We start from the raw sequence: 22,732 nt of genomic DNA, 5'->3' as shown, positions 1-22,732 counted from the left end.
CCGAAATTAGGCAGAACAGGTGAAGCGGTCTGAGGGGGTGGGTGAACGGCGGGTGAACCTCGGCGGACGGGTACGAAAATCGGCCCGCTGCCCTGGGGAGGGTGGCGGGCCGCGGGTCGGGCGGGGTCAGACGGGTGGATCGAGGTGCTCCAGGAGCGCGTCGACGAGGGTGCGGTCGTGGAGCCGGGTGAGGGCGGCGCGGGCCTCGTCGGGCGGGAGCCACCGGATCCGGTCGACCTCGTGGCTCGGCTCGAACCGGCCGGTGGTCGCCTCGGCGGTCCAGTAGGAGACCTCCTTGGGGCGGCCGAGGGCGAGGTAGCGGACGGTGGGGAGCCGGCCGCCCGGCAGGCACTGGAAACCGGTCTCCTCCTCCACCTCGCGCAGGGCCGCGGCGAGGGGTTCCTCGCCGCGCTTCAGCTTGCCCTTCGGGTGCGACCAGTCGTCGTATTTCGGACGGTGGACGACGCAGATCTCGATGCCGAGACCGGTTTCGGCGTCGGCGCCTTGCGCGGGCCGCCACAGGACGCAGCCGGCGGCGCGCACCGGTGCGGTGTCCGGGGCGGGGACGGCGCTCATGCGACCGGGGCCGGGGTCGCGGCCCACGGCCGGGCCCGGTGGAAGGCCTCGCGCGCCGCCGCCGCCTCGTGGCGCTGGTCGGCGTGGAGCACACCGAGGGCGTAGGCGGTGGCGGGGGCGATGCGGGGGGTGCGGGCGGCGGCCGCGGCGGCCTGCGCGGCGCCGATCGCGTCGCGGTGCTCGGCGAGGGCCCGCGCGGCGCGGGCGAGGGTGTCGTCCGCCGGCGTGGGGTCCTCGGTGGGGCCCTGGCCGGCCGTCAGGACGTCCTCGGCGTGGCGGTGCAGGCACAGGAGGCGGCGCAGGCGCTCCCAGTCGGCGTCGTGCGTCTCGTCGTACGGGTCGGCGGGGCGGTGGTCGGGGCTGCCCGGTGCGCCCGGTGCATCGGGCGCCTCGGCGGTGAGGGCGTCCGCCGCTGTGCGGACCCGGGTGGCGGCCGCCGCGCAGAGGGGGGCGAGCTGCTCCCCGGGGTGGGCGAGGGGCACCTCGCCGACCAGGACGGCCATGGCGTCGGCCAGGGCGTGGAACCGCTCCGAGCGCAGGGTCTCCAGGGTGGCGGAGTGCGCGCGGGTGCGGGCGAGCGTCAGCTGCCGGTGCAGTAAGGCGGCGGCGCGGGCGGTGCCGACGGGGAGCAGCGCGTCGGGGGCGCGGGAGGCGGGGACGCGCGACGCTGCGGGCCCCGGGTCGCTCGCGGACCTTCCCCCGGGCGCGGGGCCGTCGCCGTCCGCCCGGGACAGATGGTGCAGCGCGGCCTGCAGGCGGTCGAGGCGGGCCTCGTAGGTGTGCTCGCGGCCGAGGCCGGCGGCGAGCCAGGAGAGCTCGGCGCGCAGCCCGGTGGCCCAGTCGGGGTCGAGCAGGGGGCCGTAGGTGTGCAGGACGGCGGCGGTGACGTGGGCGTTCTCCCGCAGGGCGGGGACCGCGTGCGGTTCGCCGTCGCGCAGGTCGCGCAGGGTCCGCAGGAAGCGGGTGGCGCGCTCGCGCAGGTGGGGGGCGAGGACGGCGCCGGCGGTGGGGCCGCCGGGCGCCGGGGGTCGGGGGGAGGTCCCGGTCCCGGTTCCGGTCCCCGGGCCGGTCGGGTCGGTGCCCGTACCGGCCGCGGGGACGATGGTCGGGTCAGGGTGTCGCTGAGCCACGCCGGCGCCTCCGGGCGTCGATGAGCATTTCCTGGACGTTGCGCAGCGGGCGGCCGTCCTGGTCGGCGGAGTGGCGGGTCCATTCGCCGTCCGGGCCCAGGTGCCAGGAGGCGGTGGTCTCCGACATGCCGGTCTCGAGCAGCCGGTTGAGCGCGGCGCGGTGGGCGGGGTCGGTGACCCTGACCAGCGCCTCGATCCGGCGGTCGAGGTTGCGGTGCATCATGTCCGCGCTGCCGAACCAGATCTCCGGGTCGCCGCCGTTGCCGAAGGCGAACACCCGCGAGTGCTCCAGGAACCGGCCGAGGACGGACCGCACCCGGATGTTCTCCGAGAGCCCCGCGACGCCGGGCCGGACCGCGCAGATGCCCCGCACCCACACGTCGACCGGGACGCCGGCCCGCGACGCCCGGTAGCAGGCGTCGATGAGCGGCTCGTCGACGATGGAGTTCACCTTGATGCGGACGTACGCGGGCCGGCCGGCCCGGTGGTCCTTGATCTCCTTGTCGATGCGGGAGATCAGCCCGTCGCGTAGGGACTTGGGGGCGACGAGGAGCCGCCGGTAGGTCTCGCGGCGGGAGTAACCGGAGAGCCGGTTGAAGAGGTCGGAGAGGTCCGCGCCCACCTGCGGGTCGGCGGTGAGCAGGCCGAGGTCCTCGTAGAGCCGGGCCGTCTTCGGGTGGTAGTTGCCGGTGCCGACGTGGCTGTAGCGGCGCAGGAGTTCGCCCTCCTGACGGACCACCAGGGAGAGCTTGCAGTGCGTCTTCAGGCCGACCAGCCCGTACACCACGTGGCAGCCGGCGTCCTCCAGCTTGCGCGCCCACTTGATGTTGGCCTGCTCGTCGAAGCGGGCCTTGATCTCGACGAGGACGAGCACCTGCTTGCCGGACTCCGCCGCGTCTATCAGCGCGTCGACGATCGGCGAGTCGCCGGACGTCCGGTACAGCGTCTGCTTGATGGCGAGCACGTCCGGGTCGGCCGCGGCCTGCTCCAGGAAGGCCTGCACGGAGGTCGAGAAGCTGTCGTACGGGTGGTGCAGGAGGACGTCCCGCTCGCGCAGGGCGGCGAAGACGTCCGGCGCGGACGCCGACTCGACCTCGGCGAGGTCGCGGTGCGTACCGGCGACGAACTTCGGGTACTTCAGCTCGGGCCGGTCGAGGCCCGAGATCCCGAACAGGCCGGTCAGGTCGAGCGGGCCGGGCAGCGGGTAGACCTCGGCGTCGGAGATCTTCAGCTCGCGGACCAGCAGGTCCAGGACGTACGGGTCGATCGACTCCTCGACCTCCAGGCGCACCGAGGGCCCGAACCGGCGCCGCATCAGCTCCTTCTCCAGCGCCTTGAGGAGGTTCTCGGTGTCGTCCTCCTCGACCTCCAGGTCCTCGTTGCGGGTCACCCGGAACATGTGGGTGGCCTCGACGAGCATTCCCGGGAACAGCTCCTCCAGCTGCGCCGCGATGACGTCCTCGATGGGGACGTACCGGTTCGGCGACGCCTCCAGGAAGCGCGAGAGCAGCGGCGGCACCTTCACGCGCGCGAAGTGCCGGTGGCCGCTGACGGGGTTGCGCACCACGACGGCGAGGTTCAGCGAGAGCCCGGAGATGTACGGGAAGGGGTGCGCGGGGTCGACCGCGAGCGGGGTGAGGACGGGGAAGATCTGCTGGCGGAAGAGGGTGAACAGGCGGGCCTGCTCCTTCTCCGTCAGGTCGGGCCAGCGCAGCAGGTGGATGTTCTCGTCGGCGAGGGCCGGGCAGATGTCCTGCGCGAAGCAGGCGGCGTGCCGGGCCATCAGCTCGCGCGAGCGGTTCCAGATCAGGTCCAGGACCTCGCGCGGCTGGAGGCCGGAGGCGGACCGGGTGGCGACGCCGGTGGCTATCCGGCGCTTGAGGCCGGCCACCCGGACCATGAAGAACTCGTCCAGGTTGGACGCGAAGATCGCCAGGAAGTTCGCCCGCTCAAGGAGCGGGGTGGTGGGGTCCTCGGCCAGTTCGAGCACCCGCTCGTTGAACGCCAGCCAGCTGCGCTCGCGGTCCAGGAAGCGGCCCTGCGGCAGCTCACCGGTGTCCTTGGCCTCGTCGTACATGTCGGAGTCGGAGTCGATGTTCGGCTCCAGGTCGGCGACGGTGGCCGAGAGGGTGTGCGGGCGGTGGGCCGCGATGGAGCCGACCGTCGGCTGAGCGTGCAGGAGCGACACGTCTGCGGGGCCGTCGCTGCTGCCGGTGCCTCCGTTGCCGCCGGTGGCGGGGGCGTCGGCACGGTCGGTTGCGCGGGCGCTGAAAGGCTGGCTCATGACCCCATTCTTCCGTGCGGGGGGCACGAGCGGCTCGTCGGAGTCGTCGAGACGGTCGGAATGCGCGGCGGGCGGCATTCCGCGAGCGTCGCAAGTCAGGTTGAAGCGGGGGTGACGCCGGGGTGACGTCCGGGGAAGCAGGGTGCGTCTCCCCGGGGGGCCCGGTTCACGTGAGCGGGGCGCGTCCCCCGGACGGTTGGGCCGTCCGAGGGACGCGGCCCCCTGCGGACGCCCTCCCCTCCGTCCAGGGCGTCCGCGCGGTGGCACCGCGGGTCAGGCGGTACGGCGGCGTATCAGCACGAAGGCGGCGGTGGTGGCCGCGGCGGTCACGGCGAGGAGGATGCCGGTCTCGACGAGGTGGAGGGGGAGGAGGTGGGAGGCGGGGTGGTACTCGTCGAGGAAGCGGGCGCCGGAAGGGGCGCAGGGGGCCATGTCGACCGGTATTCCGGTGCAGTCGTTGAAGTAGCCGCTTCTGCGCGTACCGTCAGAGAGGATGATGCCGCTCCCTATCGGCCACGCGTCGCGAGGAAGAGGGGCCTGACTCGCGGTGATCCTGGTGGCTGTCGGCCAGAGGCTCTCGCGGTAGCGCTCCAGGACGTTGTAGAGGACCAGCGCGAGGCCGAAGCCCAGGCCGAGGGCGGGGAGGGTCCGGCGGGTGAGCACCCCGGCGAGCGCGCCTAGGGCGAGGCCCGCGAGGACGAGGGCGACGGCGACGGGGCCGCGCACGATGAAGTGGTCGGCCATGTACCAGTCGCCCGTGTGGTTCGGGTCGCCGTCACGCCGGGCCCAGGCGAGCAGAAGTACCGCCGTGGTGACGCACGCGGTCAGGACGAGTGCGGGAAGCGCGAGTTTCGCGGTCAGCCAGCGGGTGGGGGTGATCGACTGCGTCCACGTCAGCCGGGCGGTGCCGTTCTCCAGCTCCCGGCCGATCAGGGCCGCCCCGGCCCAGGCGGCCACGGGGAAGACCAGGTAGGACACCGCGGTGGTGGCAAGGGCCAGGTACGGGCTGTAGATGCCCGACGCCCAGTTGTCCCAGACCCGTTCGCACGACGGCAGTCCGTCGGTGGGCGGCGAGGCGCAGCCCCTCTCGCCGAGCCGGGCCTCGTCGCCGATGCTGTACAGCCACACCGTCGCGCCGGCCAGTGCGAGCAGGCACAGCAGTGTGAAGATCAGCGCGGTCCGGTGCAGCCGCGCCACGGTCCTCGGCATGCCCTTGAGGGCGAGCACGCTCATACGGCGGCCTCCTCGCGGGCGGGGTGCGCGGGGGCGTTCGGCGCGGGGGCCGCAGCGAGTGGGCGGGGCGCGGTCCGGCGCCGGACCAGGGCGTACGAGGCGCCCGCGGCGAGCGCGGCCAGAAGCAGGAGGATGCCGGTCTCCACGAGCTGGAGGGGCCAGAAGTGGGACGCGGGGTGGTAGTCGGCGTACCAGTCGACGACCCCGGCCTTGTCGAGGCAGGCGGTGAGGGCGTCACCACTGGCGTTGCCGCAGCGCGGGATCCCGGCGCGGGAGCCGTCCTGGAGGATCACTCCGCGGTCCACGGCGAAAGTGTGGTCGGGTGCCCGCACGCTCAGGAAGCGCGGGGTGCCGCTGGTCGTCGTCGTGACGGGCCACAGCGCGCCGCGGAACCGGTGCAGCACGATCATGACAAGGCCGAGGGCGGCCAGCGTCAGCCCCACCGCGGGCAGGGTCCGCCGGAGCACTCCGCCGACGAGCAGACCCAGCGCGAGGCCGAGTAGGCAGTAGGCGGCCAGGGCCGGGCCGACGGACGGGAACACCGTGCTCGTGAACCACTGCCGTTCGTACGGCTGGATCAGGTGGGCGGTCCAGGCCCATCGGTAGGTCGCGGTCAGCAGCAGGACGCCGGCTGCGACGACCGCAGTGGCCAGGACGAGCTTCGACGTGAACCAGCGCGTCGGCGACACGGACTGAGTCCGCAGCAGGGAGGCCGTACCGGACTCGAACTCGCGGGCCGACAGCGGGCCGGCCGCGTAGGCGGCGACGAGTACGGGGAGCAGCAGGAGTGCACCGGGGGCGTTGTAGACGACGATGCTGGCGTAGGTGTCGGGACCCGGCAGGTACGCCTCGTCGAAGAGGTGACCGTGGCGGGCGGGGTCGGCCGGGCGGGTGTTGATCTCGTGCAGCGCCGCCCACACCAACGCGCCCGCTGACACGCAGGCCGCCGCAAGCACCACCCACAGGGTCCGTGCGTGCAGCCGGACCAAGGCGCGGAACGGGCCGGCCGGAACGAGCGCGCTCATGCCTGCGCCCCCGTCTCCGCCGCCGCGTCCGGGACGCTCTGCGTGTCCGCGGCCTGCGTCCCGTCCACCCGTAGCTGCGGCGCGTCCGGGTTGCGGAGGTGGCCGAGGAGCATGGCCTCCAGGGAGGGTTCCGCGACCTCCCAGGCCGGGTCCAGCGGACCCCGCGGCCGGACGAGCGCGGTCTGCCCGCGGCCGCTCGCGCGGGACTCGATCACCTCGTGCGGGGCGAGGTCGCGACCGGGCGGGGCCGTGACCAGGGCGTGCGCGCCGAGGACCGCGTCGGTGGGGCCGGCGAGGCGGACGCGGCCGCGGTCCACCAGGAGCAGGTGGTCGCAGGCGTCGGCCAGCTCGGTGAGGATGTGGGAGGAGATGACGATCGTCGTGCCGTGCTCCGCGGCGGCCGCCATGAGGGTGCCCATCAGCTGGTGGCGGGCGAGCGGGTCGAGGTCGGCCATCGGCTCGTCGAGCAGCATCACCTCGGGCCGTTTGCCGAGCGCGAGGGCGAGCGCGACGCGGGTGCGCTGGCCGCCGGAGAGGCTGCGGACCTTCGCGTCCGGCTCCAGTTCGTCGTACACGACCGCTTGCGCCGCCTCCTGGTCCCAGCGGCCCGGGTTGAGCTCCTGCCCGACGCGCAGGGTCGCGGCGACGGTCAACTGCGGGAAGAGCGGCTTGTCCTGGGCGACGTAGGCCAGGCGTTCGCGGGCTGCGGCCGGGTGCAGGCCGAGGACGCGGACCTGTCCCGCGGTCGGGCGTATCAGCCCGGCGGCCAGGGTCAGCAGGGTGGACTTGCCCGCTCCGTTCGGCCCGACGAGGGCGCAGATGCGGCCCGCGGGCAGCCGGAACGTGCAGTCGACCAGGGCGTGCCGGTGCTTGCGCAGGCCGTACGTCATGCCGAGGCCGTCGGCCGCGAGGGCGGGTGGGCCGCCGCCGGTGTCGTCGTGAAGCGTGGTGCCGCTCATCTGTCGTCCCCCCGAGGGAATTGTGCGTTGAGTGTCGATTCGACGAGGGCCGCGATGTCCTCACGGTCCATGCCGCCGGCCCGGGCGCGCGCCAGCCAGTCGGCCAGCTCGCGTTCGAGCGGCGAGTCGGCGGGCGGGGTGCTGCCGAGGGTCTTGCGGACGAAGGTGCCGAGGCCCCGGCGGGGCTCGACGAGGCCCTCGCGCTCCAGTTCGCGGTAGGCCTTGAGCACGGTGTTGGGATTGATCGCCGTCGCCTCCACCACCTCGCGGGCGGTGGGCAGTTTGTCGCCCGGTTCGAGCAGTCCGAGGCGCAGGGCCTGCTTGGTCTGGTGGACCAGCTGGAGGTACGTGGCGACGCCGCTGCGGCGGTCGATGTGGAATTCGACCACGCGTTAACCACCCTTTCACTAATCGATTAGTGAAAGGGTGGTACAAGAGAGCCGGGGGTGTCAACCCCCGGCCCGGTATGACTTATTGGGTGTTGTCCACAGGCCCGACCTGCGGTTCAGGACTCCGTGCGGTACATCAGGTCCGTCGCGTACGTGGTGAAGCCGAGGCGCTCGTAGACCGTCACGGCGGGCTTGTTGTCCGCGTCGACGTACAGCATCGCGGTGGGCAGCTCCCGGCCGGCCAGGTAGCGCAGGCCGATGGTGGTGAGCGCCTTGCCGAGCCCGCCGCCCTGCGCGTCGGGGCGCACGCCGACGACGTAGACCTCGCCGACGCCGTCCTGGATCTTGGTCCAGTGGAACCCGACCAGCTCGGTCGTCTCCTCGCCGCCGGGGCCTTCGGAGCGGCGCTCGGCGAGGAAGAAGCCCGCCGGGTCGAACCACGGCTCGGCCTTGCGGTCGTCCAGGTCGCGCTGGGTGAGCGAGCCCTGTTCGGGGTGGTGGGCGAAGGCCTCCGCGTTCGCCGCGAGCCAGGCCGCGTCGTCCTCGCCGGGGCGGAAGGTGCGGATCGCGACGCCGTCGGGGAGGACGGGGCCGGGCAGGGCGAGGTCCGTCAACGGCATCCGCAACTGGCGGAGTTCGCGGAAGAGGCGCAGGCCGAGGGTGCGGGCGAGGTGCCGGGCGGCGGGCTTGCCGCCGTGGGCCCAGGCGCGGAGGCGGTGGTCCGTCGCCGCCAGGACGGCCTCGGCGAGGGCGCGGCCGTGGCCGCGGGTGCGGTGGGAGGGGTGGACGAGGAGTTCGACGGCGGTCGCCTCGACGGGGTCGCCGGCGTCGAGCTGCGCGTAGCCGAGGAGGGAGTCGTGCGCGGTGAGGAGGGCGTGGCGGATGCCGTCGCGGGGGCCGCCGGTGAGGTGCAGGCGGCCTTGCTCCGAGACGGCCTGCACGCCGTCCTCGGCGGCGGTCGTCGCCAGCAGGTCGAGGACCTCTTGCGCCTGGTCGGCGCGGAGGGTGTCGAGGATCTGGATGTCGCGGGCGGCGTCAGTCATGTGCACGAGCGTACGGCGGGGGTGGGTGCAGTGACCGTTGACGGCAGCGGGTCTCGTGTCCCGCTTCGCGGGGGAGTTTCCCCCACCCGCCCCTTCCCCAAGTCCCTCGCCGGGCGGCAGGTGCGCCTGGCGGCGCGTGCACGGCCTGCGGCCGCGCGGCCTCAAGCGCCGGCCGGGCTGAGTTCTTTGCCGGCGCAAGGAAGAAAGGCGCCGGGTCCGGGTGGGCGCAGGCATGCGGCTCCCAATGGCAACCAGCTTGTAACCGCGTACCCCCTTCTCGCGCTACGCGCGTTGACTCTAGGCTGCCGCACAGCCTCAGCCCTGCACCGGACTTCACAAGGGGAACTCGGATGCCAGCCACACCGCAGAGACCGCTCAACCGCCGGGGACGGCGACTGCTCGCGACGGCCGCCGGACTGGCGACCGTTGGCGCGCTCGTCGCAGCGATGCCGGCGGGGGCGCACGGGAAGGACGACGGGAAGGGGAAGTGGCAGCCGAGCCGCTACCAGGACGTGCAGTTGCTGTCGTTCAACGACCTGCACGGGAACCTGGAGCCGCCGGCGGGTTCGGCGGGGAACGTCAACGAGACGCAGCCGGACGGCACGGTGAAGGCGATACCGGCCGGGGGCGTGGAGTACCTGGCGACGGCGCTGCGGACGGCACGCCAGGGCAACTCGTACTCGATCACCGCTGCCGGCGGCGACATGGTCGGGGCGAGCCCGCTGCTCTCGGGGCTGTTCCACGACGAGCCCACGATCGAGGCGCTGAACGGTCTCGACCTCGACGTGACGGCCGTGGGGAACCACGAGTTCGACGAGGGCGCCGAGGAACTGGCGCGCCTGCAGAACGGCGGCTGCCACCCGGTCGAGGGGTGTTACGAGGACGGGAAGGAGTTCAAGGGCGCGGACTTCCCCTACCTCGCGGCGAACGTCACCAAGGAGCGGACCGGCAAGCCGGTCCTCAAGCCGTACACGGTGTGGCGGAAGAACGGCGTGAAGGTCGGCTTCATCGGCGTGACCCTGGAGGGCACCCCGAACATCGTGACGGCGAACGGCGTCAAGGGGCTGAAGTTCCACGACGAGGTCGAGACCGTCAACAAGTACGCGCGCGAGCTGAAGCGCAAGGGCGTGAAGGCGATCGTCGCGCTGATCCACGAGGGCGGCGCGCCGGCGTCGTCGTCGGTGAACTACGACTGCGACAGCCCGGCCCCCGGCGCGGGCATCTCGGGGCCGATCCTGGACATCGCGAAGGGGATCACGCCCGAGGTCGACGCGCTGGTCACGGGACACACGCACCAGGCGTACGTCTGCACGGTGCCGGACCCGGCGGGCAAGCCGCGCCTGGTGACGTCCGCGTCGTCGTTCGGGAAGGTCTACACGGACACCACGCTGACGTACGACCGGGTGACGGACGACGTCGTGCGGACCGCGGTCAGGACCGAGCGGTCGCCGGTGTCGAAGAACTACGTCGTGAACCGCACGCAGCCGAAGGCCGCGGACATGACGTCGCTGATCGCGCGCTGGAACACGATCGCCGCGCCGATCGCCGCCCGTCCTCAGGGCTTCATCTCCGCGGACGTCAACGGACGCGGGTCGACCGCCCTGGAGAAGCCGCTCGGCAACCTGATCGCCGACGCGCAGCTCGCGGGTCTGGCACCGGCCGACAAGGGCGGCGCGCAGCTGACCCTCATGAACCCGGGCGGCATCCGCGCGGACCTCGTGTACAAGGCCTCGGGGGCCGAGGGCGACGGGGTGGTGACGTACGGCGAGGCGTTCACCGTGCAGCCGTTCACCAACATGATGACGGTGATCGACCTGACCGGCGCCCAGCTGGTCACCGCCCTGCAGGAGCAGGTCAGCGGGGCGAACGCGGCCTCGCCGAAGATCCTCCAGGTGTCGAAGGGCTTCACCTACACGCTCGACCTGACGAAGACCGGGGCGGAGCGGATCGTCGCGGGTTCGGTGAAGCTCAACGGTGAGGCGATCGACCCGGCGAAGACGTACCGGGTCGGCATGAACGAGTTCCTGTCCGGCGGCGGCGACGGCTTCCCGACGCTCGCCAAGGGCACGAACAAGCTCGTCGGCGCGTCCGACCTGGACCTCTTCAACGCCTACCTGTCGGCGAACTCCTCGGCCACCGCGCCGATCGCGCCGCCGGCGACGGACCGGATCACGATCGTCCAGTAGGCAGTACCGCAACACCGCACCCAAGGGCCGCGGGTTACCACCCCCCGAAAAAGCGGCCCCTGTGGGCGGTTTAGCGCACCCCCCCACCCACGGGCCGCGATTTCCCTCCCCGGGAAATCGCGGCCCTTGTGCGCGTTTTCGCTCACCGCAACTCCAGGACCTCGCCCGCGAACCGCGCCCGCACCCTGCGGTCATGGCTCACGACCACCAGCGCGCCGCGGTAGTCCGCGAGAGCCGTCTCCAGGTCCTCCACGAGTCCGGGGGAGAGGTGGTTGGTCGGCTCGTCCAGGAGCAGCAGGTCGTGCGGGGCGGTGACCAGGCGGGCCAGTTCGAGCTTGCGGCGCTGGCCCACGGACAGCGTGCGCACCGGTTGGTCGAGCTGCGCCTCCCGGAAGAGGCCGAGTGCGAGCAGCGCGTCGGCGTGGTCCTCGGGGAGCCCGGGGCGGCCGAGGGCGAACGCCTGGAGGGCCGTCCGGCCGTCGCGCGCCCAGGAGTCGTCGTCCTGCCGGAGGAGCCCGGGGCGGGACGGGAGCTTCAGGGTGCGGGCGGCGGACGGGGCGATCAGGCCGGCGAGCACCTTGAGGAGGGTGGTCTTGCCTGCCCCGTTCGGACCGGTGACCAGGAGCCGGTCACCGGGACCGAGCCGCAGCGAGCCGTCCAGGACCAGCCGTCCGGGGACGTGCAGCCCGGCGGCCTCGACGACGGGGCCCGTGGAGCCCTCAGGATCCCCGCCGTCGCCCGTCGTGATCCGGGCCGTGAACCGCAGGGGATCGGGCGGCCTGGGCACCGGGTTCTCGGTGAGCACCCGGATCCGTTCGCGCGCCGCGCGGATGCGGCTCTGCGCGCCGTGGGCCCGCGAGCGCGCGCGGAACGCGCCGGCGCCGCTGAACCCGCGCGGGTTCTTGTGCGGGATGGCCGCGAAGCGCGCGATGTTGGCGTCCGCCAGCGCCGCGTGCCGGTCGAGCTCCGCCCGCCACTCCTCGTACGCGAGCTCCCAGCGGGCCCGTGCGGCGGCCTTGGCGGCCAGGTAGCCCGCGTAGCCGTCGCCGTACCGCCGGACGGTCCTGCGGTCGGCGTCCACCTCCAGGACGGTGGAGGTGACCCGTTCGAGGAACGTGCGGTCGTGGGTGACGGCGACGACCGTGCCCCGGTGGCGGCGCAGATGGTCCTCCAGCCAGGCGACGGCCTCGTCGTCGAGGTCGTTGGTGGGCTCGTCGAGCAGGAGCAGCTCGGGGGCGGCGGCCAGGGTGCCGGCCAGGGCGAGCCGGGAGCGCTGGCCGCCCGACAGGGTGCCCAGCGGGCGGGCGCGGTCGAGCCCGCCCCGCTCGCCCAGACGGTGCAGGACCACCCGCACCCTGCGCTCGGCGTCGTGGCCGCCGCGCGCCTCGAACGCGGCGAGCAGCGCGTCGTACGCGGCCAGGCCCTCGGCCCCGGACGTGTCGAGCCGCGCCTCCGCGGCGCGGATGCGGCGCTCCAGGGCGCGCAGCTCGGCGAGCGCGAGGTCGACGGCGTCGCCGACGGTCGCGCTGCCGGGCAGGCCGAGGGTCTGCGCGAGATGGCCGGTGCCGCCGGGGGCGTGGACGGTCAGCGAGCCGTTGTCGGGGAACTCGCCGCCCTTCGGCGCGCGGTCGTCGTCCGCGCGGGCGGCGGCGGCCGCGGTCGCGATCAACCGCAGCAGGGTGGACTTCCCGGAGCCGTTGTCGCCGATCACGCCGACCTTCTCGCCCGGGCGGACGGTCAGGGAGACGCGGTCCAGGACGACGTGGTCGTCGTAGCGCTTGGTGACGTCGGTCAGGACGAGCTGGGAGGCCGTGGTGGCGGCCGATGCGGTGGAGCGGTCGGCTAGGTGGTGCAAGCGGGTTCCTTTGCCTGGGCGACAGTCCTGTTCAGGCGACAGCCTGTGAGACGGAACGGTCCGTCTCGTTATGAAGACAGTAGACCCCAGGAGCGCTCTCCGCAAGACGTTTCGTCTCGTCAGTTCTGGACGGGGTCGGTGCCGCCCCTCAGACGTCCGTTCCCGGCGGCGGCGTCGGGGCCCCCGGTAGCCGGACCACCGCCCGCGTGCCCCCGCCCTCCGCGGGGCTCAGCGCCACGTCCCCGCCCGCCTGCTGGATCGTGCGCGCCACGATCGAGAGGCCGAGACCCGACCCGGGCAGCGCCCGCGCGGTGGGCGAGCGCCAGAAGCGGTCGAAGACGTGCGGGAGTTCGTCGGCGGGGATCCCGGGGCCGTGGTCCCGGACGCTCAGCGTGCCCCGGTCGAGGGTGACCTCCACGACGCCCTTGGGAGGGCTGAACTTCACGGCGTTGTCCAGGACGTTCACCAAGGCCCGCTCCAAGGAGGCGGGTTCCGCGCGGACGTACCAGGGGGCCAGGTCGACCGCGAACGTCAGCTCCGGACCCCGGAGCCGGGCGCGGGTCAGCGCGGCGCGGGTCGCGTCGTGCAGGGCGACGACCTGGAGGGGGCCCTCGCTGCCGGCCGGTCCCGACCGGGACAGCTCCTGGAGGTCGCCGATCAGCGCGCCCAGCTCGGTCATCTGGGCCTTGAGCGAGTCGAGCAGCGCGGCGCGGTCGGCGGGCGGGATGGCCCGTCCGCTGGTCTCGCTGCGGACCAGCAGGTCGATATTGGTGCGCATCGACGTCAGCGGCGTGCGCAGCTCGTGGCCGGCGTCGGCGATGAGCTGCTGCTGGAGTTCGCGGGAGGACGCCAGGGAGGCGGTCATCGAGTTGAACGCGGCGGCCAGCCGCGCGATCTCGTCCTCGCCCTCGACGGGCAGGCGCACCCCAAGGTCTTCGGTCTCCGCCACGTGCTCGACGGCCTCCGTGAGCTCGTCCACGGGCCGCAGGCCGGCCCGCGCGATCCACAGGCCCGCCGCGCCCGCCCCGAGCGCGCCGAAGCCGCAGACGGCCAGCAGGACGAGTGCGAGCTGGTTGAGGGGGTCGTCGACCTGCTTCATAGGGGCGGCGACGGAGATGGCAATGCCGTTGACACCCGCTGGCCGTTCGGTGTGGACCCGCATCGAGGTCCCGTTCGACGCCTTGGTGGTGTGCGTCGCGCTGTCCCGTGCGCCCGAGGCGACCTGCTGGTCGATCGCCTGCACCGGGATCGTGGGCTTGTCGGGGGACGTGCACGGCTCACCGACGGTCGGAACCAACTGCGTCGTGTACGGCGTGGTCAGGAACCGGACGTCATCCGGGAGCGTGCCATTGCAGTAGCTGCTGAGCACCTGCACGTCGCGCGGGCCGGGATTCGCCTGGCTGAGCGTCGTGTCCAACTGCTCCACCAACCGGTCCCGCGTGATGAACCAGCACGCCGCCGCCACCGCCGCCACCGCGAACGCCACCGCCGCCGTGGTCAGCAGGGCCAGCCGGGAGCGCAGCGGCAGCGACCGCAGGCGCCGGACGACTCCGCTCACTCCCCGCCGCCCGTCCGCAGCACGTAGCCCACCCCGCGCACGGTGTGCACGAGTCGCGGCTCGCCCCCGGCCTCGGTCTTGCGCCGCAGGTACATCACGTACACGTCCAGGGAGTTGGAGGACGGCTCGAAGTCGAAGCCCCAGACCGCCTTCAGGATCTGCTCGCGGGTGAGGACCTGGCGGGGGTGGGCGAGGAACATCTCCAGGAGGGTGAACTCCGTGCGGGTCAGCTCGACCCGGCGGGTGCCCCGCACGACCTCGCGGGTCGACAGGTCCATCCGCAGGTCCGCGAAGGCCAGCGCGTCGTCGACGACCGTCTCCGCGGCGGCGTCGGCCGCGTAGGACGACCTGCGCAGCAGCGCGCGGACGCGGGCGAGGAGCTCGTCGAGCTCGAACGGCTTCACCAGGTAGTCGTCCGCGCCCGCGTCCAGGCCGGTCACCCGGTCGCCGACGGTGTCCCGCGCGGTGAGCATGAGGACCGGCAGTTCCGAGCCGCCCGCGCGCACCCGCCGGGCGACGGTGAGGCCGTCCATCCGCGGCATCTGGATGTCGAGCACCACGAGGTCAGGCCGGTACGACTCGATCCGCGCCAGCGCGTCGACGCCGTCCACGGCCACCTCCACCGCGTACCCCTCGAACGCAAGCGACCGCTGCAGCGCCTCGCGCACGGCGGGCTCGTCGTCGACGATCAGGACACGCTGCGGGTCGCCTTCCGCGGGATTCATGGGGACTGCCTCTCGGGACGTGGGCGGGCGAGGGAGTGGTGGCCGCGGTCCGCGCGGACGTCGACCGCCCACAGCGTGCCACGCGGCGCGCGGGCGGCGCGGGAGCGGCCTCATGGAGGCCGATTGCCGCGAAGAGTGAAGCGGCCCCGCTGCGGCGTGCGTCCGCAGGGGCGCGAAGAGGGTCGGAGAGGAGGTCCGCAGCGGACGGCGGCCTCATGCCGCACGGCTGGACCTCCCGGCCGCAGCGGCCGGGAGGCCCGACCGCGACGCGGCCGACAGCTCCGCGGGGAGACCTGGAACCGGCAAGCGCGGTTCCAGGCCGCCGCCCGCTCAGCTGCCGTTCGAGCCGCCCGCGCGCAGGGTGTCCAGGTCCGCCTTCACCGTGTTGACGGGGATGGCGAAGCCGAGGCCGATGCTGCCTGCGGAGGAGGAGCTGCCGCCGCCGGAGCTGGGTGCGTACATCGCGCTGTTGATGCCGATGATCTCGCCGTTCATGTTGATCAGCGCGCCGCCGGAGTTGCCCGGGTTGAGGGAGGCGTCGGTCTGGAGGGCCTTGTAGGTGGTGGTGGAGTCACCGGTGTCGCCGTTGAACTGCTCGCCGCCGAACTCGAACGGCCACTGCCCCTGGGACTCGCGCGGGCTCTGCTCCTGCTCGGTGGAGACGGTGACGTCCCGGTGGAGCGCGGAGACGATGCCGCTGGTGACGGTGCCGGTCAGGCCCTCGGGGGAGCCGATGGCGACGACCTCGTCGCCGACGCCGACCGCGTCGGAGTCCCCGAGCTTCGCCGCCTTCAGTCCGCTCGCGCCCTGGAGCTTGATCAGCGCCAGGTCCTTGGAGGGGTCGGTCCCGACGACGTCCGCCCGGTACTTCTTGCCGCTGCTCAGGGAGACGGTGACGCTGTCCGCTCCCGCGACGACGTGGTTGTTGGTGACGATCTCGCCGTCCTCGGTGACGATCACCCCGGAGCCGGTGGACTGCCCGCCGGACGAGGACGCGCTGATCTCGACCACGCTCGGGCTGACGGCCGCGGCGACCCCGGCCACCGTGCCCTTCGAGGCGTCGGACACGTTGGTCCCGTTCGCCGTGTTCCCGGCCGCGCTCGCCGTCGCCGCGGGCCGGTCGAGCGCCGACTCCACGCCGACCGCCGTCGCGCCCCCGACGGCCGCCGCGGCGATCGCCACCGCGGCGAGGAGGCCGAACGGCCGGCGCGCCCGCTGGTGCACGGTCGGCGCGTAGCCGGGCCGCGGGGGGACGTCGGCGAACCGCGAGTACGCGGTGGGCTCGGGGCCGACGGTGCTCTCGGGGGTGCCGCCGTAGCGGTGGTTCTCGGTCATGGCACGACTGTCGCCGCCGCGGATGAGAACCGTCTGAGCGGCGGGTGAGAAGCCCGACAGAAGCGTGTATGCCCGATGTAAGGGCGGCTCAGTGGGCGTGCGCGCAGCCGCAGGAGCGGCGGACGACCAGCGCCGAGGGGAAGATCTTGAGCCGTTCCCGGCGCGAGTTGGCGACCCGCAGGCCGTCGTCGAGGACCAGGTCGACCGCGGCGCGGGCCATCGCCTGCCGGTCGGAGGAGACGGTGGTGAGCGGCGGGTCGGTGAGCGCCGCCTCCTTGACGTCGTCGAAGCCGACGACGGCGAGGTCCTCGGGGACGTCGATGCGCAGCTCGCGGGCCGCGCGCAGGAGGCCGATGGCCTGGTCGTCGGTGGTGCACACGACGGCCGTCGGCCGGTCGGGGCCGGAGAGGAGCTCCAGGGCGACCCGGTAGGCGTTGTAGCGGTCGTAGGGGGCGTGGAACAGTCGGCCCTCGGTGGAGATGCCGGCCTCGTCCATGGCCCGCCGCCAGCCCTCGATGTGGTCGGTCACGGGGTCGCCGACGGTGGGGGTGATGTCCAGGCCGCCGAAACAGGCGACATAGGAGTGGCCGTGCTCCAGGAGGTGCCGGGTGGCCATCTGGGCGCCGCCCAGGTCGTCCGTGACGACGGCGACGTCGTCGATGGCCTCGGGTCTGCGGTGTAGCAGCACCACGCGGGCGTCCCAGGTGTCGATCTCGGCGGCGGCGTGCTCGCTCAGGCCCTGGCTGACCAGGACGAGCCCCGAGACCCGCATGCCGAGGAACGCGCGCAGGTAGTGCACCTCGCGCTCGTCGAGGTAGTCGGAGTTGCCGACCAGGACCATCTGGCCGCGCTCGGCGGCCGCCTGCTCGACCGCGTGCGCCATCTCCGCGAAGAACGGCTGCCGGGCGTCCGGGACGATGAGTCCTATGAGGTCCGTGCGCCGCGACGCCATGGCCTGGGCGACCCGGTCGGGCCGGTACCCCAGGTCCTTGATCGCGGCGAGCACCCGCTCGCGCGTGGCCGGGGCGACCGGCCTGGGACCGTTGTTGATGACATAGCTGACGACCGCGGTCGACGTCCCCGCAAGTCTCGCCACATCATCACGCGTCACCTTGGCCACGCGCGGCAGTCTACGCGGATGGACCCCTGACTAGGCCGGTCGAGCGACAGCATCTGCCGAACGCTCTGTGACAGTCGTCTCCTCGGCCGCGGGAGCGGTCCGCCCGTCGCGCTCCGCGCGCTCGGCGCGGTCGCCCTTCTCGGGCTTCTCCGGCGTCACGAAGCGGTAGCCGACGTTGCGGACCGTGCCGATCAGCGACTCGTGCTCCGGGCCGAGCTTCGCCCGCAGCCGCCGTACGTGGACGTCGACCGTGCGGGTGCCGCCGAAGTAGTCGTAGCCCCAGACCTCCTGGAGGAGCTGGGCGCGGGTGAAGACGCGGCCCGGGTGCTGGGCGAGGTACTTCAGGAGCTCGAACTCCTTGAAGGTGAGGTCCAGGACCCGCCCCTTCAGCTTGGCGCTGTAGGTGGCCTCGTCGACCGACAGGTCGCCGTTGCGGATCTCCATGGGGGAGTCGTCGGTGACGATCTGCTGGCGGCCGGTCGCGAGCCTGAGGCGCGCCTCGACCTCGGCCGGGCCCGCGGTGTCCAGGAGGACGTCGTCGATGCCCCAGTCGGCGGTGACGGCCGCGAGACCGCCCTCGGTGACGACCAGGATCAGCGGGCAGCCGGGCCCGGTGGAGCGGAGCAGCTGGCAGAGGCTGCGGACCTGCGGGAGGTCGCGGCGGCCGTCGACCAGGATCACGTCGGCGCCGGGGGTGTCGACCAGCGCGGGGCCCTCGGCGGGCGCGACGCGCACGCTGTGCAGCAGCAGGCCCAGAGCGGGGAGCACCTCCGTCGACGGCTGGAGGGCGTTGGTGAGGAGCAGCAGAGAACTCATCGCCGTCCCCCTGCCCGGGTCGCGGTCATGTCGTCGTGCACGGTTCGTTCGCCCATTACGTCGGTTCCTCCTCGGTCCCTGCGGAGGGGGTCCCACCCTGGTCCTTCAGACCTTGGGGGAGTACTGCGGCTACTGCGTGTCATGCCGGCGCCTGGCACTGCTCCGCGCGGGCCCCGCGCCCCGGGGTCCGCCGCACCGCACTCCAGGCCGGAGCCGGGCGTGAAAGCACGAAAGGACCCGGGGGCGTCGTCGCCCGAGTCCTCTGGGCAGGAGGATAGCCCACCGCGCCCCGGGTCAGGAGGGTGAAGACATGGGGTCGTGTGTGCTGCCCCTCACCGGCAGGCGGGTGAACGGACGGCACACGGCACAATTGACCCGCACCGCGCGCACCGCCCGCGCCGACCGATCCGAGGAGCGCCGTATGCCATCCGGCACCATCCGCTACTGGGCCGCGGCCAAGGCCGCCGCAGGCCTCGCCGAGGAGCCGTACGCCGCCGACACGCTGGCCGGCGCGCTCGACGGGGCCCGCGACCGGCACCCCGGTGAGCTGGTGAACGTGCTGCGTCGCTGCTCGTTCCTGGTGGACGGGAACCCCGTCGGCACCCGGAGCCATGAGACGGTACGGCTGGCCGAGGGCGGCACGGTCGAGGTGCTCCCGCCGTTCGCAGGAGGGTGACCCCCGCACCATGAGCAACCAGCCGCACGAGCCGTACGAGCACGGGCAGCAGCCCTACGCGCCGCAGCCGCCGTACGACCCCTCCTGGCCGCCGCCCGCCCCGCAGTCCTGGGACGAGCGGACGACGCCCCCGCTGACCTGGCCGACCGACGCCTGGCCCGGGCCCGGGTCCGGGGACGTCCCGCAGCAGGACCGCCGGCCCTACGACGTCCCGGTGACGTACGGCGCCCAGGCGTCCCACAACGGACAGGGCCCCCATGAGGCGCCGGACCCGTACGGTGCACGCGCCCCGTACCCCCACCCGGGTGACGGGTACGCGCACGCCGCCGCCCCTCAGGACCCGCAGTCGCCCTACGTCCCCCCGCAGCTCGACCGGTACGACCCGCACACCGTGTCGGCGCCCATCCCGCCGGAGGCCCCCGTGTCCGCGCCCACCGCGCCCCCGCGCGCACCCCTGACGGCCGCGCAGCGGGCCCGTGCGGAGGGGCGGTCGCCGATCATCGCGCCCGGGCTCCGACCGGCCGCGCTGACCGCCGTGCTCGCCGCGCTCCTCGCGGGCGGCGCCGCGCTCGGCTCCTGGGCCCTGCTCCTTCCGCTGCTCGCGCTGCAGGCCGTGACGGCGGCCGGCTGGTTCCGGCTGAACGGGATGTGGCCGGCCCGCCAGGGCATCGCGCTCGCGTTCCTCGGCGGCGTGGTCGCCGACGGCGTGCTGCTGGCCGTCGGCCGCGAGCACGCGCCCGCCGCGATCATCGGCACGCTCGGGGTGTGGGTGCTGCTGACGATCGTCCTCCAGCTCCGCAACCGGGCCCCCGCCGACGAGCGGATGTACGGCCTGACCGCGACCGTCGCCTCCGCCGCGCTCGCGGTGCTCGCCGCCGGGCACCTGGGCGCCGAGCCGGACGCGGTGGTCGTCGGCGCTGTCGCCGTCGGCGTCGCGGCGCTCGTGCGCGCGCTGCCGCTGCCCGGGGTCGTCGCCGTCGTCGCCGCCCTGCTCGCCGGGGCCGGCTCCGGGATCGCCACCGGCTCGCTGACCGGCGTCGGCGCCCAGGGGGCGCTGCTCGCCCTGGGGGCGGCCGGCTGCGCGCTGATCGGGCTGCGGGTCGCCTCCTACGACTACCCGTCGCGGTTCGTGCACATGACGGCCGGCGTCGCGCTGCCGCTGGCCCTCGCCGCGCCCGCCGTGTACCTCCTCGGCCGCGTCGTCGTCTGACGGCCGCGCGGTGTCCGCGCGGAGCGCGATCGTGCTCCGCGCGGACACCGACCGTGCTCAGCCTCGCCGCCGGTCCCCCGAGATCGCGCGCTACGCTCGCGTTCAGCCACCACCCTGGGGGGAACAAAGAGGCATGCGCGCACTACGGACACTCCTGGTCATCGCCGTGATACTCGGCGGCCTCTTCGTCGCCGCCGACCGGATCGCGGTCAACCTCGCCGAGGACGAGGCCGCCCAGCGGATCAAGGCCCGGGAGGGTCTGGTGGAGGAGCCCGAGGTGTCGATCAAGGGCTTCCCGTTCCTCACCCAGGTGCTCGGCGGCTCGCTCCACGAGGTCGACGCCCGCATGACGGACTTCACGGCCGGCTCGGGCGACGCCGAGGTGCGGATCAGCGAGCTCGACGCGGACCTGAGGGACGTCGAGTTCTCCGGCGACTTCAGCTCCGCGAAGGCGGCCACCGCCACCGGCACCGCACGCATCCCCTACGAGGAGCTGCTGGAGGCGGCCCGGGCCAAGGGCCCGGCCGAACTGCGCGGCGGCATCAAGGCCGAGGTGGTCGGGCTCTCCGACGGCGGCAACGGCAAGGTCAAGGTCGACGTGAAGATCGAGGCGCCGATCATCGGCACCCGGGACGTCGAGGTGCTCAGCTCGGTGAACGTCAAGGGCGACAACACCGTCCAGGTGCGCGCCGACAACTTGCCCAGCTTCGGCATCGACTTCGCCGAGCGGCAGATGCGCCAGGTGACCGACATCAGCCAGCTCGTCGACGGGCTGCCGGGCGGCATCGAGCTCGACAAGGTCACCCCGGAGAAGAACGGCATCGCGGTGACCGTCAAGGGCAGCGACGTGCAGCTGACGGGCTGACGCCCGCGCCGGGCCGGCCGCCGCCGGGGAGCGCGACGCCCGACCGCCGGGTCCCGCAAAGTCCACAGGGCGAGACGCCCGTGTCCACGATCGCGGTGCCGACGGGCCGCCCCCCGCTCCGGGGGGCGGCCCGAACGCGTTTCCGGTGGCGTCCGTCCCGACGGTCGGACGATCTCGTCTCATCATCTGACACGCCGGTGACAGCGTCGCCGCATGCTCCTTACGATCGACGCATGAAGCGACAGGCGGACGACCTCACGAAGCGGCGGGCAGTGGACCTGTGCCGCGTCGCCGCCATGCTCTGTCGCTCGGTCTGAGCGGGCGCTCCTCGCCGTCCCGCCTCTCCACCCCCGTGACGTACGCCCCGGCCGTGAGACGGCCGCCCAGCGGCGTACGCACCCTCTCTCGCCACGCCCCCGCAGCTGCCCCGGAGGAGAAACATCATGAGCCGCAGTGACGTCCTCGTAGACGCCGACTGGGTCGAGGCCCACCTCGATGACCCGCAGGTCGCCATCGTCGAGGTCGACGAGGACACCTCGGCGTACGACAAGAACCACATCCGCAACGCGATCCGGATCGACTGGACGAAGGACCTCCAGGACCCGGTCCGCCGCGACTTCGTCGACCAGGCCGGCTTCGAGGCGCTGCTCTCGAAGAAGGGCATCGGCAACGACACCACGGTCGTCCTGTACGGCGGCAACAACAACTGGTTCGCCTCGTACGCCTTCTGGTACTTCAAGCTCTACGGCCACCAGGACGTCAAGCTCCTCGACGGCGGCCGCAAGAAGTGGGAGCTCGACTCCCGCGACCTCGTCGACGGCTCGCAGGTCCCCGAGCGCCCGGCCACGCAGTACCAGGCCAAGCCGCAGGACACCTCGATCCGCGCCTTCCGCGACGACGTCGTGAACGCGATCGGCGCGAAGAACCTGGTCGACGTGCGCTCGCCCGACGAGTTCAGCGGCAAGCTGCTCGCCCCGGCGCACCTGCCCCAGGAGCAGTCGCAGCGCCCCGGCCACGTGCCGAGCGCCCGCAACATCCCCTGGTCCAAGAACGCCAACGACGACGGCACCTTCAAGTCCGACGACGAGCTCAAGGCGCTCTACGAGGACGAGCAGGTCGACCTGTCCAAGGACACCATCGCCTACTGCCGCATCGGCGAGCGCTCCGCGCTCACCTGGTTCGTCCTGCACGAGCTGCTCGGCCAGGAGAGCGTCAAGAACTACGACGGCTCGTGGACCGAGTACGGCTCCCTGGTCGGCGTCCCGATCGAGCTCGGCGCCAACAAGTAAGTCCCTCCGGGGACTTCCCGGACCAGACGCATCCCCCGGAACCATTGGAGTACGCACATGTGTGGAGCGAAGGCCGGCGGCCCCGACGCCTCGACGATCAAGCCCGGTGAGACCACCATCCAGGGTCAGGTCACCCGCGACGGCGAGCCGGTGACCGGCTACGTCCGCCTGCTCGACTCGACCGGCGAGTTCACCGCCGAGGTCCCGACCTCGGCCACGGGCCAGTTCCGCTTCTACGCGGCCGAGGGCACGTGGACCCTGCGCGCGCTCGTCCCCGGCGGCACGGCGGACCGCACGGTCGTCGCGCAGACGGGCGGCCTCGCCGAGGTCGCGATCGCCGTCTGATCCTCCACGCGCCCCTCGCGCCGCTTCGCGGGCTTCGGGGCGCTGTGCCGGACTCCGTCCGCGGGCCGGCCGGCGTCGCGTACGGCGTCGGTAAGGACCGCACCCTTTGGGGT

General features: G+C 73.3%; 20 protein-coding genes. 6 read left to right on the top strand and 14 right to left on the bottom strand.

All coding sequences use genetic code 11. The annotated features are described in order from the left end of the window. Positions 1 to 126: 126 nt before the first annotated feature. The 8 genes from ACFWEG_RS13980 to mshD form a co-directional block, all read right to left on the bottom strand. Complete coding sequence (locus ACFWEG_RS13980) at positions 127 to 576, bottom strand: NUDIX hydrolase (RefSeq protein WP_387213792.1); 450 nt, start codon at positions 574 to 576, stop codon at positions 127 to 129. Next, positions 573 to 1,706 (bottom strand): CHAD domain-containing protein, encoded by a 1,134-nt coding sequence (locus ACFWEG_RS13975; protein WP_387213789.1) that lies wholly within the window; start codon positions 1,704 to 1,706, stop codon positions 573 to 575. The genes ACFWEG_RS13980 and ACFWEG_RS13975 overlap by 4 nt, the downstream gene beginning before the upstream one ends. After that, positions 1,687 to 3,990: an RNA degradosome polyphosphate kinase gene (locus ACFWEG_RS13970; RefSeq protein WP_387213786.1), complete on the bottom strand. Its 2,304-nt coding sequence runs from the start codon at positions 3,988 to 3,990 to the stop codon at positions 1,687 to 1,689. The genes ACFWEG_RS13975 and ACFWEG_RS13970 overlap by 20 nt, the downstream gene beginning before the upstream one ends. 273 nt (positions 3,991 to 4,263) lie before the next feature. Then, the gene (locus ACFWEG_RS13965) at positions 4,264 to 5,223 is read right to left on the bottom strand and encodes an ABC transporter permease subunit (protein WP_387213783.1); all 960 of its coding nucleotides are present in this window, start codon (positions 5,221 to 5,223) and stop codon (positions 4,264 to 4,266) included. Beyond that, positions 5,220 to 6,248 (bottom strand): ABC transporter permease, encoded by a 1,029-nt coding sequence (locus tag ACFWEG_RS13960; protein WP_387213780.1) that lies wholly within the window; start codon positions 6,246 to 6,248, stop codon positions 5,220 to 5,222. Before ACFWEG_RS13960 ends, ACFWEG_RS13965 begins: the two co-directional genes overlap by 4 nt. Then, on the bottom strand, positions 6,245 to 7,207 hold the full coding sequence (locus ACFWEG_RS13955) for an ABC transporter ATP-binding protein (RefSeq protein WP_387213777.1): 963 nt from the start codon (positions 7,205 to 7,207) through the stop codon (positions 6,245 to 6,247). The genes ACFWEG_RS13960 and ACFWEG_RS13955 overlap by 4 nt, the downstream gene beginning before the upstream one ends. Continuing rightward, positions 7,204 to 7,596, bottom strand: coding sequence for a GntR family transcriptional regulator (locus tag ACFWEG_RS13950; RefSeq protein ID WP_387213774.1), 393 nt, complete (start codon positions 7,594 to 7,596; stop codon positions 7,204 to 7,206). The genes ACFWEG_RS13955 and ACFWEG_RS13950 overlap by 4 nt, the downstream gene beginning before the upstream one ends. A gap of 116 nt (positions 7,597 to 7,712) precedes the next feature. Continuing rightward, positions 7,713 to 8,639 carry a mycothiol synthase gene (mshD, locus tag ACFWEG_RS13945; RefSeq protein WP_387213771.1) on the bottom strand — a complete coding sequence of 309 codons (927 nt, stop codon included), beginning with the start codon at positions 8,637 to 8,639 and terminating at the stop codon, positions 7,713 to 7,715. A 350-nt stretch (positions 8,640 to 8,989) separates the two neighbouring features. Between mshD and ACFWEG_RS13940 the strand changes: the two genes are divergently transcribed. Continuing rightward, positions 8,990 to 10,825, top strand: coding sequence for a bifunctional metallophosphatase/5'-nucleotidase (locus ACFWEG_RS13940; RefSeq protein WP_387213768.1), 1,836 nt, complete (start codon positions 8,990 to 8,992; stop codon positions 10,823 to 10,825). Between the two features lie 142 nt (positions 10,826 to 10,967). Here the strand turns inward: ACFWEG_RS13940 and ACFWEG_RS13935 are convergent, their stop codons facing one another. The 6 genes from ACFWEG_RS13935 to ACFWEG_RS13910 all read right to left on the bottom strand — a co-directional run bounded on the left by ACFWEG_RS13935 (position 10,968) and on the right by ACFWEG_RS13910 (position 18,234). After that, entirely contained in the window at positions 10,968 to 12,680 is a 1,713-nt protein-coding gene (locus ACFWEG_RS13935; protein ID WP_387213765.1) for an ABC-F family ATP-binding cassette domain-containing protein, read from the bottom strand. Positions 12,681 to 12,828: 148 nt separating this feature from the next. Next, the gene (locus ACFWEG_RS13930; RefSeq protein WP_387213762.1) at positions 12,829 to 14,238 is read right to left on the bottom strand and encodes an ATP-binding protein; all 1,410 of its coding nucleotides are present in this window, start codon (positions 14,236 to 14,238) and stop codon (positions 12,829 to 12,831) included. Beyond that, entirely contained in the window at positions 14,235 to 14,963 is a 729-nt protein-coding gene (locus ACFWEG_RS13925) for a response regulator transcription factor (RefSeq protein ID WP_387213759.1), read from the bottom strand. Before ACFWEG_RS13925 ends, ACFWEG_RS13930 begins: the two co-directional genes overlap by 4 nt. A 330-nt stretch (positions 14,964 to 15,293) precedes the next feature. Further along, positions 15,294 to 16,298, bottom strand: coding sequence for a S1C family serine protease (locus ACFWEG_RS13920; RefSeq protein WP_387213756.1), 1,005 nt, complete (start codon positions 16,296 to 16,298; stop codon positions 15,294 to 15,296). 88 nt (positions 16,299 to 16,386) lie between these two features. Further along, the gene (locus ACFWEG_RS13915) at positions 16,387 to 17,418 is read right to left on the bottom strand and encodes a LacI family DNA-binding transcriptional regulator (protein WP_387213752.1); all 1,032 of its coding nucleotides are present in this window, start codon (positions 17,416 to 17,418) and stop codon (positions 16,387 to 16,389) included. 30 nt (positions 17,419 to 17,448) lie between these two features. Further along, positions 17,449 to 18,234, bottom strand: a complete 786-nt coding sequence (locus tag ACFWEG_RS13910) for a winged helix-turn-helix domain-containing protein (RefSeq protein ID WP_387213749.1) — start codon at positions 18,232 to 18,234, stop codon at positions 17,449 to 17,451. Between the two features lie 421 nt (positions 18,235 to 18,655). Here ACFWEG_RS13910 and ACFWEG_RS13905 point away from each other — a divergent pair, with 421 nt between their 5' ends. The 5 genes from ACFWEG_RS13905 (at position 18,656) to ACFWEG_RS13885 (ending at position 22,619) form a co-directional block, all read left to right on the top strand. Continuing rightward, on the top strand, positions 18,656 to 18,910 hold the full coding sequence (locus ACFWEG_RS13905; protein WP_387213746.1) for a MoaD/ThiS family protein: 255 nt from the start codon (positions 18,656 to 18,658) through the stop codon (positions 18,908 to 18,910). 10 nt (positions 18,911 to 18,920) lie between these two features. Further along, positions 18,921 to 20,120 carry a hypothetical protein gene (locus ACFWEG_RS13900; protein WP_387213743.1) on the top strand — a complete coding sequence of 400 codons (1,200 nt, stop codon included), beginning with the start codon at positions 18,921 to 18,923 and terminating at the stop codon, positions 20,118 to 20,120. Positions 20,121 to 20,253: 133 nt separating this feature from the next. Next, positions 20,254 to 20,985, top strand: a complete 732-nt coding sequence (locus ACFWEG_RS13895) for a DUF2993 domain-containing protein (RefSeq protein WP_387213740.1) — start codon at positions 20,254 to 20,256, stop codon at positions 20,983 to 20,985. 443 nt (positions 20,986 to 21,428) lie between these two features. Further along, a complete protein-coding gene (locus tag ACFWEG_RS13890) occupies positions 21,429 to 22,274 on the top strand; it encodes a sulfurtransferase (protein WP_387213737.1) in 846 nt (281 codons plus the stop codon). Between the two features lie 57 nt (positions 22,275 to 22,331). Further along, entirely contained in the window at positions 22,332 to 22,619 is a 288-nt protein-coding gene (locus ACFWEG_RS13885) for a DUF1416 domain-containing protein (RefSeq protein ID WP_127832476.1), read from the top strand. Positions 22,620 to 22,732 lie beyond the last annotated feature (113 nt).

The sequence above is a fragment of the Streptomyces sp. NPDC060194 genome (assembly GCF_042728285.1).
Classification (GTDB): Bacteria; Actinomycetota; Actinomycetes; order Streptomycetales; family Streptomycetaceae; genus Streptomyces.
The sequence above is the reverse complement of the archived record's forward strand: the minus strand, read 5'-3'. Positions and strand labels throughout refer to the sequence as shown.

Coding starts and splice junctions, on each gene's coding strand:
- ACFWEG_RS13960 (WP_387213780.1), bottom strand. CDS start 6,248: ATGAGCGCGCTCGTTCCGGCCGGCCCGTTCCGCGCCTTGGTCCGGCTG.
- ACFWEG_RS13980 (WP_387213792.1), bottom strand. CDS start 576: ATGAGCGCCGTCCCCGCCCCGGACACCGCACCGGTGCGCGCCGCCGGC.
- ACFWEG_RS13955 (WP_387213777.1), bottom strand. CDS start 7,207: ATGAGCGGCACCACGCTTCACGACGACACCGGCGGCGGCCCACCCGCC.
- ACFWEG_RS13910 (WP_387213749.1), bottom strand. CDS start 18,234: ATGAGTTCTCTGCTGCTCCTCACCAACGCCCTCCAGCCGTCGACGGAG.
- ACFWEG_RS13920 (WP_387213756.1), bottom strand. CDS start 16,298: ATGACCGAGAACCACCGCTACGGCGGCACCCCCGAGAGCACCGTCGGC.
- ACFWEG_RS13895 (WP_387213740.1), top strand. CDS start 20,254: ATGCGCGCACTACGGACACTCCTGGTCATCGCCGTGATACTCGGCGGC.
- ACFWEG_RS13890 (WP_387213737.1), top strand. CDS start 21,429: ATGAGCCGCAGTGACGTCCTCGTAGACGCCGACTGGGTCGAGGCCCAC.
- ACFWEG_RS13940 (WP_387213768.1), top strand. CDS start 8,990: ATGCCAGCCACACCGCAGAGACCGCTCAACCGCCGGGGACGGCGACTG.
- mshD (WP_387213771.1), bottom strand. CDS start 8,639: ATGACTGACGCCGCCCGCGACATCCAGATCCTCGACACCCTCCGCGCC.
- ACFWEG_RS13885 (WP_127832476.1), top strand. CDS start 22,332: ATGTGTGGAGCGAAGGCCGGCGGCCCCGACGCCTCGACGATCAAGCCC.
- ACFWEG_RS13925 (WP_387213759.1), bottom strand. CDS start 14,963: ATGAATCCCGCGGAAGGCGACCCGCAGCGTGTCCTGATCGTCGACGAC.
- ACFWEG_RS13970 (WP_387213786.1), bottom strand. CDS start 3,990: ATGAGCCAGCCTTTCAGCGCCCGCGCAACCGACCGTGCCGACGCCCCC.
- ACFWEG_RS13900 (WP_387213743.1), top strand. CDS start 18,921: ATGAGCAACCAGCCGCACGAGCCGTACGAGCACGGGCAGCAGCCCTAC.
- ACFWEG_RS13965 (WP_387213783.1), bottom strand. CDS start 5,223: ATGAGCGTGCTCGCCCTCAAGGGCATGCCGAGGACCGTGGCGCGGCTG.
- ACFWEG_RS13905 (WP_387213746.1), top strand. CDS start 18,656: ATGCCATCCGGCACCATCCGCTACTGGGCCGCGGCCAAGGCCGCCGCA.